The 16446-nt window shown below is 52.0% G+C and carries 17 protein-coding genes; 16 read left to right on the plus strand and 1 reads right to left on the minus strand.

The genetic code is table 11. The features are described 5' to 3' along the window. Position 1 precedes the first annotated feature (1 nt). The 8 genes from FYJ51_RS03390 to FYJ51_RS03425 are packed head-to-tail and all read left to right on the plus strand — an operon-like array spanning position 2 to position 7859. On the plus strand, positions 2-1804 hold the full coding sequence (locus FYJ51_RS03390) for a hypothetical protein (RefSeq protein WP_154503214.1): 1803 nt from the start codon (positions 2-4) through the stop codon (positions 1802-1804). Further along, complete coding sequence (locus FYJ51_RS03395; protein ID WP_154503217.1) at positions 1786-3258, plus strand: bifunctional metallophosphatase/5'-nucleotidase; 1473 nt, start codon at positions 1786-1788, stop codon at positions 3256-3258. Before FYJ51_RS03390 ends, FYJ51_RS03395 begins: the two co-directional genes overlap by 19 nt. Then, positions 3255-3506, plus strand: coding sequence for a DUF6935 domain-containing protein (locus FYJ51_RS03400; protein WP_154503220.1), 252 nt, complete (start codon positions 3255-3257; stop codon positions 3504-3506). Before FYJ51_RS03395 ends, FYJ51_RS03400 begins: the two co-directional genes overlap by 4 nt. Further along, a complete protein-coding gene (locus FYJ51_RS03405) occupies positions 3497-4798 on the plus strand; it encodes an SPFH domain-containing protein (RefSeq protein WP_105304434.1) in 1302 nt (433 codons plus the stop codon). The genes FYJ51_RS03400 and FYJ51_RS03405 overlap by 10 nt, the downstream gene beginning before the upstream one ends. Next, the gene (locus FYJ51_RS03410) at positions 4791-5228 is read left to right on the plus strand and encodes a hypothetical protein (RefSeq protein WP_135358216.1); all 438 of its coding nucleotides are present in this window, start codon (positions 4791-4793) and stop codon (positions 5226-5228) included. The genes FYJ51_RS03405 and FYJ51_RS03410 overlap by 8 nt, the downstream gene beginning before the upstream one ends. A gap of 2 nt (positions 5229-5230) precedes the next feature. Further along, positions 5231-5995 carry a DUF4428 domain-containing protein gene (locus FYJ51_RS03415; protein ID WP_154503223.1) on the plus strand — a complete coding sequence of 255 codons (765 nt, stop codon included), beginning with the start codon at positions 5231-5233 and terminating at the stop codon, positions 5993-5995. A gap of 16 nt (positions 5996-6011) precedes the next feature. Continuing rightward, positions 6012-7094, plus strand: coding sequence for a hypothetical protein (locus tag FYJ51_RS03420; protein WP_205946155.1), 1083 nt, complete (start codon positions 6012-6014; stop codon positions 7092-7094). Between the two features lie 12 nt (positions 7095-7106). Further along, positions 7107-7859 (plus strand): TPM domain-containing protein, encoded by a 753-nt coding sequence (locus tag FYJ51_RS03425; RefSeq protein WP_205946156.1) that lies wholly within the window; start codon positions 7107-7109, stop codon positions 7857-7859. 2 nt (positions 7860-7861) lie between these two features. Here FYJ51_RS03425 and FYJ51_RS03430 read toward each other — a convergent pair whose 3' ends face one another. Beyond that, positions 7862-8389: a hypothetical protein gene (locus FYJ51_RS03430; protein WP_105304429.1), complete on the minus strand. Its 528-nt coding sequence runs from the start codon at positions 8387-8389 to the stop codon at positions 7862-7864. A gap of 38 nt (positions 8390-8427) precedes the next feature. Here FYJ51_RS03430 and pheA point away from each other — a divergent pair, with 38 nt between their 5' ends. From pheA to FYJ51_RS03470, 8 genes are all read left to right on the plus strand, one after another. Further along, positions 8428-9261 (plus strand): prephenate dehydratase, encoded by an 834-nt coding sequence (gene pheA, locus FYJ51_RS03435; protein ID WP_105304428.1) that lies wholly within the window; start codon positions 8428-8430, stop codon positions 9259-9261. Positions 9262-9495: 234 nt separating this feature from the next. Continuing rightward, positions 9496-10500 (plus strand): 3-dehydroquinate synthase, encoded by a 1005-nt coding sequence (aroB, locus tag FYJ51_RS03440; protein WP_105304427.1) that lies wholly within the window; start codon positions 9496-9498, stop codon positions 10498-10500. Beyond that, positions 10497-11600: a chorismate synthase gene (gene aroC / locus FYJ51_RS03445; RefSeq protein WP_154503228.1), complete on the plus strand. Its 1104-nt coding sequence runs from the start codon at positions 10497-10499 to the stop codon at positions 11598-11600. Before aroB ends, aroC begins: the two co-directional genes overlap by 4 nt. Next, complete coding sequence (locus FYJ51_RS03450) at positions 11597-12844, plus strand: shikimate kinase (RefSeq protein WP_105304425.1); 1248 nt, start codon at positions 11597-11599, stop codon at positions 12842-12844. Before aroC ends, FYJ51_RS03450 begins: the two co-directional genes overlap by 4 nt. Next, complete coding sequence (aroF, locus tag FYJ51_RS03455; protein WP_154503231.1) at positions 12841-13863, plus strand: 3-deoxy-7-phosphoheptulonate synthase; 1023 nt, start codon at positions 12841-12843, stop codon at positions 13861-13863. The genes FYJ51_RS03450 and aroF overlap by 4 nt, the downstream gene beginning before the upstream one ends. After that, positions 13860-15128 (plus strand): 3-phosphoshikimate 1-carboxyvinyltransferase, encoded by a 1269-nt coding sequence (aroA, locus tag FYJ51_RS03460; protein ID WP_154503234.1) that lies wholly within the window; start codon positions 13860-13862, stop codon positions 15126-15128. The genes aroF and aroA overlap by 4 nt, the downstream gene beginning before the upstream one ends. Continuing rightward, positions 15125-15970, plus strand: coding sequence for a prephenate dehydrogenase (locus tag FYJ51_RS03465; protein WP_154503236.1), 846 nt, complete (start codon positions 15125-15127; stop codon positions 15968-15970). The genes aroA and FYJ51_RS03465 overlap by 4 nt, the downstream gene beginning before the upstream one ends. Beyond that, entirely contained in the window at positions 15967-16413 is a 447-nt protein-coding gene (locus FYJ51_RS03470) for a type II 3-dehydroquinate dehydratase (protein WP_154503239.1), read from the plus strand. The genes FYJ51_RS03465 and FYJ51_RS03470 overlap by 4 nt, the downstream gene beginning before the upstream one ends. The last annotated feature ends 33 nt before the right edge of the window (positions 16414-16446 follow it).

A 16446-nucleotide genomic window follows, 5' to 3' on the forward strand; every position in this document is an offset into this window, starting at 1 on the left:
CATGAAACGTCTGATCCTCTTCCTGATGGCAGGGATTCTGATGATTGCAGGATGCACTGACTCAGGGCATTCACAATTCGTATCGGAAAGCACGGCGAGAGTTCTGCCGCCGGCAGACCCGGTAAAAACATATGACGATTCCCTGATTGGCGAAGCCTGGAGCATGGACGGAACGCTTCAGCAGGGAAATTATCATTATCGGGTTCCTGAGCTGCTCAGCGATCAGCCAGGGGCAGAGGCATTCAATGAGCATTTGCTTTCCATGTATGGCAAAGATGAATTCTCCGGCTATATTTCCGATTATGTCTGTTCGCTGGACTGGGAAAGCAGATGGTATGGAAGTCTGCTCTCTCTCGTCATGATTCAGGAAAACTGGGAAGGGAATATCAGCCACTACAGCTATTTCTTCGATTTCAGCAGAGATCAGGAAATGACCGTATCCGAGGTGCTGGATGAGTATGCAGGGATTTCTTCCGATCGCTTTTTCCGGGAGCTGGAACGGGAAGCAGCGCTCTGCCAGGATGAGATCACGCTGTTTGAACCGGATTACAGCGAGCAGGGAATTGCCGAGATGCTGCTGAGAAGAGCAGAGACGCTTGCAATGGCTTATGACCGGAATCGCTATCTGCTGTCGATCTATCTGGATGAAGATGGAACCATCGGGGCATATCTCCCTGTGTACAGCACTGGTGCAGGAATGTGGGCGGAACAGGAATGCTTCCCGGATATGGACTGGGTCTGCCAGGCAGAAGAAGCGGAAGCCGGGTTTATCCATGCTTCCTGCAGGCCGGATGGAATCGTGGAAATCTGGTATTCCTCCGAATTCGGAAGCAGAAAGCCAAAGGCCCTCTATAGGTTTGAGTACAACAAGAAGTATAAGGTTGAGGGGTGCTACGGCAGATATACCGATCTGGTGTTTCAGAAGGATGCACCGGATTCCGGAATCCCGTATCTGTTTCTATTGACGAAGGACCATACGGTGGAATACGTCGATGTGTTCCGGTGCATGAAGTATGGGATCTATATCTGCGGCGGACCGCTCTATGGTCACAATGACATTCTGAGBCTGGAGGCAGATCCTGATGACGGAAGAATCTATGGGGTCAGACAGGATGGAAGCCGGGTGGACCTGGCGGATGAGATTCATCCTTTCAGCATTCCGGTTTCTCTTGCAGAGACCTGGGAAGATTCCTGGGATTCATGGTCTGGTTCGCTGAGCATTGATGAAGATGGGAATGTGCAGGAGTACTGCAGCAATCATGGCCAGGAATCTTCTCATGAAGGCAGGCTGGAACGGATCGGAGTCAGCACGGAAGGATTGATCTATGCTTCGTCGAAAGAAAACGAACCAGGATATGATTCCCCGGTATACGGATTCCAGCGCAGCGATCTGAACAGTATTTTCCTTACCTACCTCAGCGGTCCTGATGTGTTCGGGCTTGCGGATTATGAAGGATTTTTTCTGACCAGGGATTCTGAAGAGCCAGGCGGATCCGTGATGGACCAGGCATTCTTTGATGCCCTTTATGATATGGATGATTCTTCCTTCCGGGATGCGCTTGCGCAGAACGATCAGAGGAGCGTGGATTTTTCTGAGCCGGAGGAAGTGATTGATGGGCAGACCTGCCGGATCGTCACAGTCGGCGAAATGAGGAGGGACAGATGGACTGTCATCGAATGGTATGCCGTGAGCACGGATTCCTTGCAGCGGATCTATCACTATGACATGGATTCAGACCAATGGATTCGGATTTCGGATGGAGCGTATGGAATGGGAGGAGAGGCATGGAAACAAAACACCTGACAATTCTTCATAGCAATGACATGCACGGCGACTTCCTTCCAGGTATCAGGGATGGCAGAAAGACGGGCGGACTGGCATTGCTTTCAGGGTATGTGAAGGAGTCGCGGAAACGGGATCGGAACGTGCTGTATGCAATTGCCGGAGATGTGTTCCAGGGGTCGATCATCGATCAGGAATACCGTGGCATTTCCACGATTGATCTGATCAATCAGCTGAACCCTGATGTGATGACGATCGGCAATCATGAAGTAGATTACGGATTGTCGCATCTATTGTTTCTGGAGAAGTGTGCTAATTTCCCGATCATCAATGCGAATCTCTACGTAACGCTGAACAGCAGCAGACTGTTTCTTCCTTATCTCATCAAGGAAGTGAATGGAATGAAGATTCTGTTCATCGGATTGCTGACGGAAGAAGTGATCCGGGTCACGCGTCAGGATAAGCTGGTCGGAACGTTTGTGGATGTGGAACAGGCAGTCCATGAGATTGAACTGATTCTGGACAGCTATCGAACGGTCGATATTGATCTGACGGTGCTGCTCACGCACATTGGCATTGAGAAAGACCGCGAACTTGCCGAGCGGCTGGATCCGCAGTATGGCGTGGATCTGATTATCGGCGGGCATTCGCACACCAGCATGGAACATCCGGAGTTCGTGAATGGAATCTGGATTGCCCAAGCCGGGCATGGCACTGGCCAGATCGGAAGATTTGATCTGATCTGCGATACGGATACCAACAGCATTGCTGACATGAAATGGGAGTGTGTGCCGATCAATGAGGAAACGGCGGTGCCGGACGAGGCCATGCAGGAACTTCTGAATCGGTATCAGAGTGCTACAGATGCGAAGTATTCCAGGGTCATCACGACGTTTGAACGCAAGCTGACACATCCTTCGAGGAATCAGGAGACCGAGCTCGGAAATCTGTATGCAGATCTTCTGCAGGCAGGCAGCTCCTTTGATCTGATGGTGCTTGGCTCTGGTTCGATTCGCAAAGAAGAGCTCGGACCGATTGTCACGTTTCAGGATATGAAGGAGAACACGCCGTTTGACGACGGCCTGTGGATGCTGAAGGTAAAAGGAGAACAGCTGAGGCGGATGGTTTCCTATGTCTTCCGTGATGAAGCATGGAGCGGTCATACGGAATTCTATCAGTATTCCCGGGGAATGCGGATTCTATGGGATCGCAGAAAGAGGGTTCTGGAGGAGTTCCGTTTCCATGGAGCAGAAATCCGCGATCAGGATGAATTCTCCATCGGTCTGCAGGACTATCATCTCCGGAATTTCGATCAGGTGTTCTCAGTCAGTCTGAAAGAAGTAAGCAGGAATATGGAACCTCGGCTGGTGGCGGTATCGCTGAACCACATCATTGAAGAATACATGACGACGCATCAGGGACTCAATGCAGAAGTGGAAGGAAGAATCGTAGTCACGGATGGAGGCAGATCATGAAAATTCAGATCAGTGCGGTTCCGTATGCGATTGAACTGACTGAAGATACGCATCCTGCCGAAGCAGGATACAGGAAATTCTTCATTGCTACGGCCGGAGCGGATTCGCCGCGTCCGGTGACTCTGAAACAGAATGGGAATGCCTGGAACCTCTATGAGTATTCCAGTATTCTTTCCGGCATACGCATGCCGGTGGATCATCAAGTGTTACCCGAAAGAGAAAGAGAGGAGAAAAGGGTATGGGATTAATTCAGGCGGCAATCGGCGCAGCAGGCGGAGTTCTGGCAGATTCCTGGAAGGACTATTTCTATTGCGAGTCGCTTCCGAACAATGTTCTTGTGACAAAGGGAAAGAAGCGCGTGTCTGGCAGATCGTCAAATTACAAGGGCAATGAGAACATCATCACGAATGGATCCGTGATCGCGGTGGCGGATGGCCAGTGCATGCTGCTGGTAGATCAGGGGCAGGTTACGGAAATCTGCGCCCAGCCAGGAGAGTTCGTCTACGATTCCGGCACTGAGCCTTCCCTGTTTACCGGTGATCTTGGCAATGCGGTCAAGGATACCTTTGCAAACATCGGCAGACGATTCACGTTCGGCGGCGAAGCACCGAAAGACCAGCGCATCTATTTCTTCAATACCAAGGAAATCACCGGAAATAAATACGGAACGCCGAATCCGGTTCCGTATCGGGTGGTGGATCAGCGGGCAGGAATTGATCTTGATATCTCGGTCAAGTGCTTCGGGGAGTACAGCTACAGGATTGCGGATCCGGTCCTGTTCTATACGAATGTCTGCGCAAATGTTTCGGAGGATTATACCAGGGACCAGATTGACGGACAGCTGAAGAGCGAACTGCTGACCGCATTGCAGCCTGCCTTCGCGAAGATCTCTGAAGAAGGAATCCGCTATTCTGCACTGCCTGGGCATACGACCGAGCTTTCGGAAGCCCTCAACGAAGTGCTGACGAAGAAGTGGAAGCAGCTGCGCGGCCTGGAGATTGTTTCCTTCGGGGTTTCGTCAGTGAAGGCAGATGAAGAAGATGAGCAGATGATCAAGCAGATGCAGAGAAATGCTGCCTATACGAATCAGAATCTCGCTGCTGCGACGCTGGTCGGTGCACAAGCGCAGGCAATGCAGGATGCGGCGAAAAATGCCAATGGCGCCGCGATGGGCTTCATGGGAGTGAACATGGCTGCAGCAGCCGGAGGAGTCAATGCAGCGGAGCTGTTCCGGCAGGGCGCTGCACAGCAGCAGGCCGCACCTGCACCAGCAGCGTCTTCAGACAGCTGGACGTGCCCGAAGTGCGGCAGTACGGCTTCCGGTAAATTCTGCCCGGAATGCGGCACTCCGAAACCGGTTCTGCAGGATGGCTGGAAATGCCCGCAGTGCGGAGCAGTGAATACCGGAAAGTTCTGCATGGAGTGCGGAACGAAGAAACCGGAGGCATTGACGAATTGCCCGAGCTGCGGTGCGAAGATCAAAGATCCTTCTGCCCCGCCGAAGTTCTGCCCGGAATGCGGTTTCAAGCTTCATGACTGAAACAATGCATACATTAAGACCTGACAAGAACGTTCTGAAGGGAATGCTGGCCGGACTGTTTCTGACTGTCAGCACCGGATGCGCAAAGCCATTCATCCTGGATGGGCCGGGAATGGTGAAAGAATGGAATCAGAGCTTGCCTGATTACACCTGGGTGAAGCAGGATTCTGATTCCTCTGATCAGCTGATCTTTGAAGATGACACGGTGAAGATCATGGAAGACGGAAAAGAAATCGGGATCTGGAATGTCCGGTATGTGATTGAAACCGGTGAGATTCTGCCCATGGATGATGGAGAAATCGGACCGTATTCCCGGCTTCTGTTCCGGCGGGAAAGCATTCCGCAAACAGACGGATATCTGGATGCGATTGAAGCATATCCGTGTGGCAGCAGTCAGCCGGTAATTTATGAAGGAAAGTGGGGAGAATAGCGATGGGATTATTTGACAAGAAATACTGCGATATCTGCGGAGAAAAAATCGGACTTCTCGGAAACCGGAAACTTGCGGATGGAAATCTATGCAAGGATTGTGCATCAAAGCTTTCGCCATGGTTCCGCGATCGGAAGAATGAAACCGTGGAAGAGATCAGAAAGCAGCTGGAATGGCGGGAACAGAACAAGGAGAAGGTCAGGAACTTCCATCCGGATCGCGTGATCGGAGAAGGAAAGAAAGTGCTGATAGATTCTGCGGCGAGGACCTTTGCAGTGACTTCTGCCGCGGATCTTGAAAAGGATAATCCGGACATTCTGAATCTGTCTGATGTGACCGGAACAAATCTTTCCGTGGACGAATCAAAGCGGGAGATGTTCAGGAAGGTAGGAGACAAGAGCGTCAGCTTCAATCCTCCTAGATATGAATACAGCTATGATTTCAGAATGACCATTTATGTCAGCAATCCGTATTTCAGCGAGATGGAGTTCGATCTCAATCAGCAGGAAGTGACGTTCCAGGAAAACGGAAGAAGATTTTCCGGAAATGTGCTTTCAGAAAGCCCTCGCTATCGCCATTACGAAGAGATGGCGGAAGAGATCCGGAAGGCATTGAGCACACAGCCAGGAAGTTCTGCAGCAGTTCCTCAGCCGGTCGCTCCTTCTTCAGCGCCAGAGGCTGGAAATCCTTCCTGGACCTGTCCGTATTGCGGAAAAGTCAACCAGGGAAAATTCTGCGAGGCGTGCGGAGCAGAACGCAGCATGTAAGAAAGGAGGGATCCAGGTGGCATCACAGATTACAAACTATCAGTGTCCTGCCTGCGGCGGACCGCTGCATTACAGCGGTGCTTCCGGAAAGCTGGAGTGCGACTACTGCGGATGTGCATATGAGCCTTCAGAAATAGAGGCATTGTATGCGGAAAAGAATGAAAAAGCAGCAGAAGCCATGGAAAGTGCAGGCTGGGATACTTCCGGAATGACAGAATGGGGGCCGGAGACATCCGGCATGCGTGCATACAGCTGCCCATCCTGCGGCGCGGAACTTGTCACAGATGAGACGACGGCTGCTTCCTGCTGCCCGTACTGCGGCAATCCGACGATCGTGCCGGGCCAGTTTGCGGGAGGACTGAAGCCGGACTATGTGATTCCATTCAAGATGGCCCGCAAGGAGGCGGAAAATGCTCTGCGCCAGCATTACCGGGGAAGGCCTTTTCTGCCGGGTGCATTCACGGCTGGGAACCATATCAGCAAGGTGCAGGGAGTCTATGTGCCATTCTGGCTTTTTGACGGAACTGCAGAAGGCTCCGCCCGTTATGAAGGCAGAAGGGTCAGAACCTATACGCAGGGAGATTATGAAATCACGGAAACTGACCATTATGACGTCTTCCGAAGCGGCAGTCTGCCGTTTGAGAAGATTCCCTCAGATGGATCCAGGAAGATGCAGGATGACTACATGGAATCAGTGGAGCCGTTCCACTATGAAGATCTGAAGCCTTTCTCGAATGCCTATCTGCCAGGCTATCTTGCCGATAAGTTCGATGTTCCTGCAGAAGAATGCGAAAAGCGGGCGGACCAGCGCTGCACCAATTCGCTTTCCGATGCACTGGCACGGACCGTGACGGGCTACTCTTCCTATTCCCGGATTTCTGAAACCATCCATCTGCAGCGCGGAAAAGTTCATTATGCGCTGCTGCCGGTATGGATTCTGAATACGAAGTGGAATGGGAAGGACTATCTGTTCATGATGAATGGCCAGACGGGAAAGATGGTCGGCGATCTTTCGATCAGTCCGACGAAGTTCTGGGGAACCTTTGCAGGACTGACATTCTCTCTGACAGCGATCCTGTCGCTGCTGTTTCTGAGGTAGGAGGCGATGCAGATGAAGAAGATGCTGATGATGATTCTGGCAGGATTCGTATTCCTGATTCTGCCGCTTCCGGCTGCAGGCATGCATGTCTTCGATGAGGCCGGCCTCCTGAGCGAAAGCCAGCTGGCTTCCCTTGAAGACTATGCCGGAAACATCTCGGAACGCTATCAGTTCGGAGTTTATATTGTGACGCTGCCTTCCCTTTCAGGCGGCGAAGTCGAGGAAATGGCGGATGAGCTCTATCAAGAGCGTTATGGTCTGGGAGAAGGAACGGATCGGAATGGAATTCTGCTCCTGCTGAGCATGGAGGAGAGGGAATATGCATTGCTGACGAATGGTCCGAAGGCAGACTATGCGTTTACCTCCTATGGACTGGATCAGCTGGAAGCGAAGTTTCTGGATGATCTGAAGGAGGACCAGTGGGCATCGGGATTCAATGATTATCTCTCGGAGTGCGATCGCTATCTGAGCCTGGCTTCAGAGAATCATCCGGTGAAACGTCCGCTCTGGACAGGAATTCTTCTGATGTTTGCGATTTCTGCAGGAATCTCCCTCGGAGTCTGCCTGATCCTGAAGCAACGCATGAAGTCGGTTGCCATGAATCGTTCAGCAGCTGCTTATTGTGCCGGCAGTCTGGCGCTCAGAGGACAGTCGGATCAGTTTGTGAATACGACGGTATCCCGGCGGAAGATCGAAAAGCCTTCCCGGAACTCAGACTCTTCGGGAACGTCTCATGGAAGTACGGTCCGAAGCGGGAAGTTCTGAATTCAGGTTCGTTCCAGGACAAGGATCCTGAGGCAGTGATTTACCATGCATGCATAAATAACCTCTGCCAGCCCGCAGATGGAATTGCTTGTCAGGGAAATCATTGCGGCAAGAAAGGACCCGATGAGGTAAGGCATGCGGATCTTCGGATGATCCCATCCTGTCTGATAAAGCATCCAGTTCAGCAGGATCATGAAACACCATGCCAGCATCAGATGAAGCGAGGAGAGCGTGCTCTCCTCTTTCTGATATGGGGTGAATACCATCAGGACCATCAGGCAGAGAGAAAAGAGACATTGTCTTCCCCAGTGAGGAATGAGGCCTGAACCCGCCTGATACAGCAGCAGGAATTCGATGATGCCGCAAGGAACTTCGCACAGAAAGAACAGAGAACGGTATCGGAGATCATTGATGAGCCCGGTATAGTTGAAGGAAATGAAACGATCCGGCAGAAATGGCAGCACGAACAGGACCGGCACAAGCCAGCGGCTGAGCGAAAGGATCGATTCTTGAACGGACTTGCGGCGCATATTAGAATTATACCAGCTTCAGAAACAGGAGATGCACAATGACAGTCAGAGTCGGGTATCAGGGGAATCACGGAACGTTCAGCGAGATCGCTGTGATGAAATATTTTGCAGGAAGAGACATCGAGCTTTGCGGGTACCGCAGCTTCCCGGAGATTCTCGCAGATTGCGAGAAAGGCGTGCTCGACTACGGGATGCTGCCGGTGGAGAATACGACGACCGGCGTCATTGCGAGAACGTATGACTTGTTTCAGAGCCATGACGTTCATGCGGTCGGAGAGACCGTTGTTCCGATCAGAGAGGATCTGATTGCGGTTCCGGGAACGAAGATCGAAGAGATCCGGGAAGTATACAGCCATCCGGAAGCACTGAGCCAGTGCAGCGGGTTCTTTGAAGCTCATCCGGGAATTCAGGCAATTGCCTGGCAGGATACTTCTGCAGCTGTTCATCATGTGGCAGAGTGCGGCGATCATTCCAAGGCTGCCCTTGGTTCGTGCCGGGCGGCGGAATACTATCAGCTGGTATCCTTGCAGAAAGATGTGCAGGACAGCCATACGAACATGACGAGATTCCTGCTCATGAGCGCGATTCATGAAGAACCGGAGGATGGCACGAAAATCTCGATTATCCTGACGGTGAATCATGAGCCGGGTGCGCTATATCATGCGCTCGGGATTCTGAGCTATGCGGATATCAACGTGACGAAGCTGGAGTCGCGGCCGATTCCTTCGGAGCCTTTCCATTACCGGTTCTATCTGGATTTCCAGGGCAATCGCAATGATCCGTTTGTGAAAACGGCACTGCTGAAACTGAAGGAACACAGTCTGGATCTGAAGATTCTCGGGTGCTACCGGGCAGCAGATTCACAATATTGAAATAATTTTCATTTGATTTTCAGCTCTTTACATCCTGCTTCGGGAGAGGTAAGATATTCCCGGTATATTTATGAGAACGATGCACGGTTACTATTACTTTACCTTTAGATAGTCAGGGTCATTCAGATAATGGCCCGTTTTGCGTGAAGGCATTATCTGAATGGTAAAGAGAACACAGTAATCTGAACCACAGGATAATGTCCTGTGGTTTTTCTTTTCAGGGGAGATCGAACGATGGAGATTGAAGTACATACCAGACAGAGAAATTATCCGATTATTCTGGAACATGGGGTTCTTGCAAGGGCGAAGGAAGTGATCGGCGAATGCGGACAGCCGGTGCTGATCAGCGATACCGGGGTTCCGGAGAAATGGCGGAACCTGCTGCAGCAGCAGTATCCGCAATCGCCTATGATCGTGGTGCCGCATGGCGAGGAGTCCAAGAGCATCGCCCAGTGGTCCGGGATTCTTTCCAGGATGCTGGAAGAGAATGTGTCCAGAAAGGATGTCGTGATTGCACTGGGCGGCGGAGTAGTCGGAGATCTGGCCGGATTCTGCGCAGCTTCCTATAAGAGAGGAATCCGCTGGGTGAATATTCCGACGACGATGCTGTCGATCGTTGACAGCTCGATCGGCGGGAAGACGGCAGTGGATCTCGATGGCATCAAGAACTGCGTCGGTGCATTCTGGCAGCCGTCGGTGGTGCTGGCAGATCCGGAGGTACTTTCGTCGCTTAGCCCGCGGCTTCTGTCGGAAGGCATGGCCGAAGCAGTGAAGATGGGCATGACGCATGATCCTGGACTGTTTGCTCTGTTTGAACACGATGATTATATGGATCACCTCGATGAAATCATCTATCGCTCCCTGGAAGTCAAGCGCAAGGTCGTGGAACACGACGAAGAAGAAAACGGCGAACGGATGCTGCTGAACTTCGGACATACCTACGGACATGCATATGAAAGCTACTACGAGATGAACCGCTATCTGCATGGGGAATGTGTCGGCATGGGCATGATGACGATTCTGAAAAATCCAGAACTGAAGCAGAGATTATCAGCAGTGCTCACCCGGCTGAATCTGCCGCAGTCCTGCGATGCAGATCGTGAGGAAATCTGTCAGCTCGTGCAGAATGACAAGAAAGCAGATCATGATACGATCACGATCGTTCAGGTCGATGAGCTCGGCAAAGGCCATCTCGAGAAATGGAATCAGGAAGAGATCCGGGAGGGAATCGGACTATGAAGAATACATTCGGCAATGAAGTGACCGTTACGCTGTTCGGAGAATCACATGGGCCGGCAATCGGATGCGTGATCGATGGACTTCCTTCCGGCTTCCGCATTGATGAAGAGCAGCTGAAGCAGGACATGGACAAGCGTAGAGCGGTCGGTGCGATTTCCACAGGCAGACATGAAGCAGACGAAGTGCAGTTTCTTTCAGGAGTGAAAGACGGAGTTACGGAAGGAACGCCGCTGGCAATTCTGATTGCCAATACGAATGTCCGTTCGAAAGACTATTCGTCGCTCGAGAATCTTGCTCGTCCGGGACATGCAGACTATACCGCAGAGATGCGCTATCACGGCTTCCAGGACACCAGAGGGGGCGGTCATTTCAGCGGCAGGCTGACGGCACCGATTGTGGCAGCGGGCTCGATCCTGAGACAGATGCTGGCAGGTCACGGCATTCTGATCGCAACCCATATTGCTTCGCTCCATGGCATTGAAGATGATTCGTTTTCAGAAGGATCTCTGAAGGAACAGATGGAACTTCTGAACGGCAGAGCCTTTGCGGTACTGAATGAATCAACCGGAGAGAAGATGCAGCAGGAGATCCGCAAGGCTGCAGAGTCGCTTGATTCAGTCGGCGGCATTCTCGAGACGGTGGTCCTCGGCATGGAGGCAGGCATCGGCGAGCCGGAGTTTTGTTCTGCGGAGAGTGATCTGTCTGCAGCGATGTTCTCCATTCCTGCTGTCAAGGGCGTGGAATTCGGAGAAGGTTTCCGGTTTGCAGAACTCTATGGCAGCCAGGCAAATGATGCCTTTGAGATCAGAGAAGGAAAGGTCGTGACGAAGACCAACCATAATGGCGGTATCAACGGTGGTATCACCAATGGCATGCCGATCCGCTTCCGGACGGTGATCAAGCCGACGCCTTCGATCGCAAGAAAGCAGGAAACCGTGAATTTCAGAACGATGGAGAATACGGAAATTGAGATTCACGGAAGACATGATCCGGCAATTATCCATCGGGCAAGAGCGGTCGTGGATGCAATGACTGCCATCACGCTGGCCGATATGCTTGCATCGGCCCATGGCCGGCAGTGGCTGAAAGGAGAAGAATGATGAAACTCGGACTGATTGGCTATCCGCTTGGTCATTCCTGGTCACCGGAAATTCATTCCTTCTTTCTGAAGCAGGACTGCTATTCGCTGATCGAGCTGAAGGAAGAAGAACTCGGACCGTTTCTGGAAAAGAAAGAATTCGATGGTCTGAATGTGACCATCCCTTACAAACAGAAAGTCATTCCGTATCTGGATGAGCTTGATCCGCTTGCACAGGAAGCCGGAGCAGTGAATACCATCGTGAATCAGAACGGCAGGCTGATCGGTCACAATACGGATGTCGAAGGCTTCCGGGATATGATCATGGCTCATGGCATTGATGTGAAGAACGGAAAGACTGCCGTGATCGGCGATGGGGGAGTATCCAAGGCGATCCGGTGTGCACTGAAGCAGCTTGGCGCAGACTTCTGCGTGACGAGCCGCAAGCACAGTCCCGGATCCATCACGATGCAGGAACTGCTTGATCATGCCTCGGAGTATGCGTGCCTGATCAATGCGACTCCGCTTGGCATGAAGCCGCATGATGAACTGATGCCGGCGGATCCTTCGGTATTTGACCATCTGAAGTATGCCGTGGATGTGATTGCCAATCCGCTGCGGACGAAGTTCCTGTTTGAAGCGAAGCTGAAGGGATGCGTGACCTGCGGGGGTTTCGAGATGCTCGTCCGCCAGGCGGCAGCTGCTGATCGCTGGTTTGCAGACAAGCATATTCCGGAAGCAGAGATCCTTGCATGCATGAAGTCTCTGTATGATCAGAGAAGAAGCGTCGTGCTCATCGGCATGCCGACTTCCGGCAAGACGACGATTGCAGAACTGCTGGCCGAAGAAACCGGAAAGAAGCGGATCGAGATGGATGAAGTGATTGAAGCAGAGATGGGCATGAAGATCTGCACCTGCTTCCAGGAACGCGGAGAGACGTATTTCCGAGACCTCGAAAGCAGTCTCTGCTATTCGCTGAAAGAAGCTATGGGGAGTGTGATCTCCTGCGGAGGCGGAGTCATCAAGCGGAAGGAAAACATGCAGGCATTAGCCGAGAATGGACTGATTCTCTGGCTGGACCGTCCTGTGGATCTGCTGTACGGATCGAGCGATCGCCCGCTTTCTTCTGATCGGGAACATATTCTGTCGCTCTATCAAGAACGAAGACCTTATTATGAACGCTATGCAGATGTCAGAATTGAGAATTCAGGCTCGGTCGGAGATACTTTGAAACAGATCAGAAAGGCAATGGAGGAAACATTATGATCATCACCCTGAAGAAGAACGCACCGCAGGGAGAAATTGATAAGCTGCATAAGCAGTTCGAAGACAGAGGACTGCAGGTCAGCATCATCCAGGGAGAAAACTGGAATGTATGGGGATTGGTCGGAGATACGACAAGACTGGATGAACGTCTGATCCAGGCAAACGAATGGGTTGAGAATGTGCAGCGTGTGCAGGCTCCTTACAAGCTTGCCAACCGCATGTTCCATCCTCAGGATACGATTGTGGATCTGGGCCATGGCATCAGGATCGGAAACGGACAGCCGATCGTGCTGATGGCAGGACCATGCGCAGTCGAAGGAAAAAAGGAAGTCGAAGAGATTGCCGAAGAAGTCCATGAAGCAGGAGCGAAAGTGCTGAGGGGCGGGGCTTATAAGCCGCGTACGTCTCCGTATTCCTTCCAGGGTCTCGGCCATGAAGGCATCCTGGATCTCTATGAAGCAGGACAGAAGAACGGAATGCCGATTGTCTCGGAGATCATGTCTGCAGATAAGCTCGATGAATTCGTGGAATATGTGGATGTGCTGCAGATCGGTGCCAGAAACATGCAGAACTTCGATCTGCTCAAGGCAGTCGGACATACGAAGAAACCGGTGCTGCTGAAGCGGGGCATGTCGGCAACGATCGAGGAATGGATCATGAGTGCAGAGTACATCATGTCCAGCGGCAACCCGAATGTCATCTTCTGTGAGCGTGGCATCCGCACGTATGAGAAGTACACGCGCAATACGATGGATCTTGCCGTGGTGCCGATTCTCCGGGAGAGGACGCATCTTCCGATCGTAATTGATCCATCTCATTCTTCCGGCGACTGGAAGCTGATCGAGCCGGTATCGCTGGCGGCGATTGCGGCAGGCTGCGACGGTCTGATCATCGAGTGCCATAACCATCCGGATCAGGCAATGTCGGATGGTGCGCAGTCTCTGAAACCGGAAAAGTTCGCACATCTGGTAACTAGTGCGAAGAAGGTTGCAGAAGCGGTCGGGAGAAGCATCCGATGAGAGTGAAGATTTTCCCCGGAAGAACTTCTGAAGGGGAAGTGACAATCCCGGCGAGCAAGTCGCTGTCGCATCGGGTGCTGATCTCTGCTGCATTAGCAGAAGGAACTTCCGTTCTGCATCATGTGGCAGACAACCAGGATACCGAAGCGACGCTGCGGTGTCTGAAGGCCCTCGGAGCAGGATCTGAGAAAGCGGCAGACGGACTTCATATCACCGGAATCAGAGACTGGTCTTCGTATGAGGGATCTGTGCTTGACTGCGGGGAATCGGGCAGCACGCTGCGGTTTCTGATTCCGCTTGCGGCGATGACCGGAAAGGTCGTGACATTCACCGGGCATGGCAAGCTGATGCAGCGGCCTCAGTCCGTCTATGAGGAACTGTTCCGTGAAAAAGGACTGCTGTTTGAAAAGAAGGACGAATTCCTGCGGGTGCAGGGACCTGTGCCGGGCGGGGAGTATGTGCTGAAGGGAGATGTCTCTTCGCAGTTCATCACCGGCCTGCTGTTCACGCTGCCGCTCGCGGAGAAGGACTCCGTGATCCGGATCATTCCTCCTTATGAGTCCCGTTCTTATGTGCTGCTCACGGAGCAGATCCTGAAGGGATCCGGAATCACGATTCATGATGAAGGACTCGAGATCCGGATTCCCGGAAATCAGCGCTATCGTCCTTCAGAGCGCACGGTAGAAGGTGATGATTCCCAGGCGGCATTCTTTGAAGCACTCGGCGTGATTTCCGGAAAACCGGTATGTATTCATGGTATCAATCTGGAGAGCATGCAGGGGGATCATGCGATGCTGGACATTCTGAGGAAGATGGGCGGAAGTCTGAAGGAAATGGATGGTCTTGTAATCGCTGAACCTTCTGTTCTGCATGGAACGGTGATTGATCTGGAAAACTGCCCGGATCTCGGACCGGTATTGTTTGCCGCAGCGACGCAGGCAGAAGGAGTGACGAAGTTCATTCATGCCGGACGTTTAAGAATCAAGGAAAGCGATCGGATTGACGCTATGGAAGAAGAACTGACGAAGCTCGGAGCAGTCATGCACAGTGAGGAAGACTCTGCTGAGATCTCCGGGAAGACGAAGATCTCCGGAGGTGTCGTTCTGAATGGTCATAATGATCATCGGATCGTGATGGCGCTTGCGGTTCTTGCATGCAATGCAGATTCTCCGGTTACAATAGAGGGAGCAGAAGCCGTCAGCAAGAGCTATCCTGATTTCTTTAAGGATCTGAAGAAAGCTGGCGCGAAGGTGGAACAGCTATGATCACACAGAATACGGTCATTACGATTGTCGGTCTTGGTTTGCTGGGCGGCAGCTACGCGGAAGGTCTGGCCAGAGAGGGTTACAGGGTGAGAGGCATTGATGCAGACCCTGAAGCCGTTGCGTATGCAAGAAAGAAAGAATGGATTGAGGAAGGAAGCACGGATCCTTCGCTGGTACGGGGAAGTGATCTGGTGATCTTTGCGCTTTATCCGCATGTGTTTGTTTCGTGGATCAAAGAGCACCAGCAGGAACTGAAGCCGGGTTGTCTGATCACGGATGTGACTGGCGTCAAGAGAAAGGTCATCGAAGCAGTGAATCGGATTCTCCGGAAGGATGTGGAGTATTTTGCCTGCCATCCGATGGCTGGAAGAGAGTTCAGAGGAATTGCGTACAGTGATGCGAACCGCTTCCGTCAGGCAAATTTTCTGATTGTGCCGACGAAGGAGAATACGGAATCGGCAATCGAAACAGCAAAGCAGCTAGCTGAGATTCTGCAGTTCCATCATATTGCGGTGCTGAGCCCGGAAGAACATGATCAGATGATCGGCTATCTGTCGCAGCTGACGCATGTGATTGCGGTCTGCCTGATGAATGCGAATGACAGTACGCATCTGGCGCAGTATACCGGAGACTCGTTCCGGGATCTGACCAGGATTGCGAAGATCAATGAGAATATGTGGCCGGAGCTGTTCATCCTGAACAAGGATTATCTGATTGCCGAGATTGATGCGTTCGAGAGGGAGCTGCAGATGTTCCGGAAGATGATTGATGAGGAAGATACGGAAGGCATGAAGCAGAAGATGATTCAGTCTACCGAGAGAAGGAAGTGCTTTGACAGATGAAGAAGATCATGGTTCTGAATGGGCCGAATCTGAATATGCTCGGTATCCGGGAAAAGAATCTGTATGGGAAAGGGAGCTATGAGGATCTGGTTGCCTTTCTGAAAGAAGAAGCCGGGAAGAGAGGCATTGAAGCAGACTGCCGCCAGTCCAATCATGAGGGAGATCTGGTGGACTGGATCCAGGAGGCTTACTTTTCGCATATGCTCGGAGTGGTGATCAATCCGGGTGCTTATACGCATACCAGCATTGCGCTGGCAGATGCGGTAAAAGCAATTGCACCGGTTCCGGTGGTGGAGGTTCATATCACCGATATCAGCAGCCGGGAGGATTTCCGCCATATTTCCTATGAGGCTCCTTATTGCCTCACCCAGATCAAAGGCCATGGCTGGGCAGGCTATGCAGAGGGCATGGATGCGATTCTGAAGGCAGAAAACGAGCATTGATTCAGGGGAAGCTCGATCATTGTTTCCCTTGTG

The sequence above is a fragment of the Stecheria intestinalis genome, from assembly GCF_009696165.1.
Classification (GTDB): domain Bacteria; phylum Bacillota_I; class Bacilli_A; order Erysipelotrichales; family Erysipelotrichaceae; genus Bulleidia; species Bulleidia intestinalis.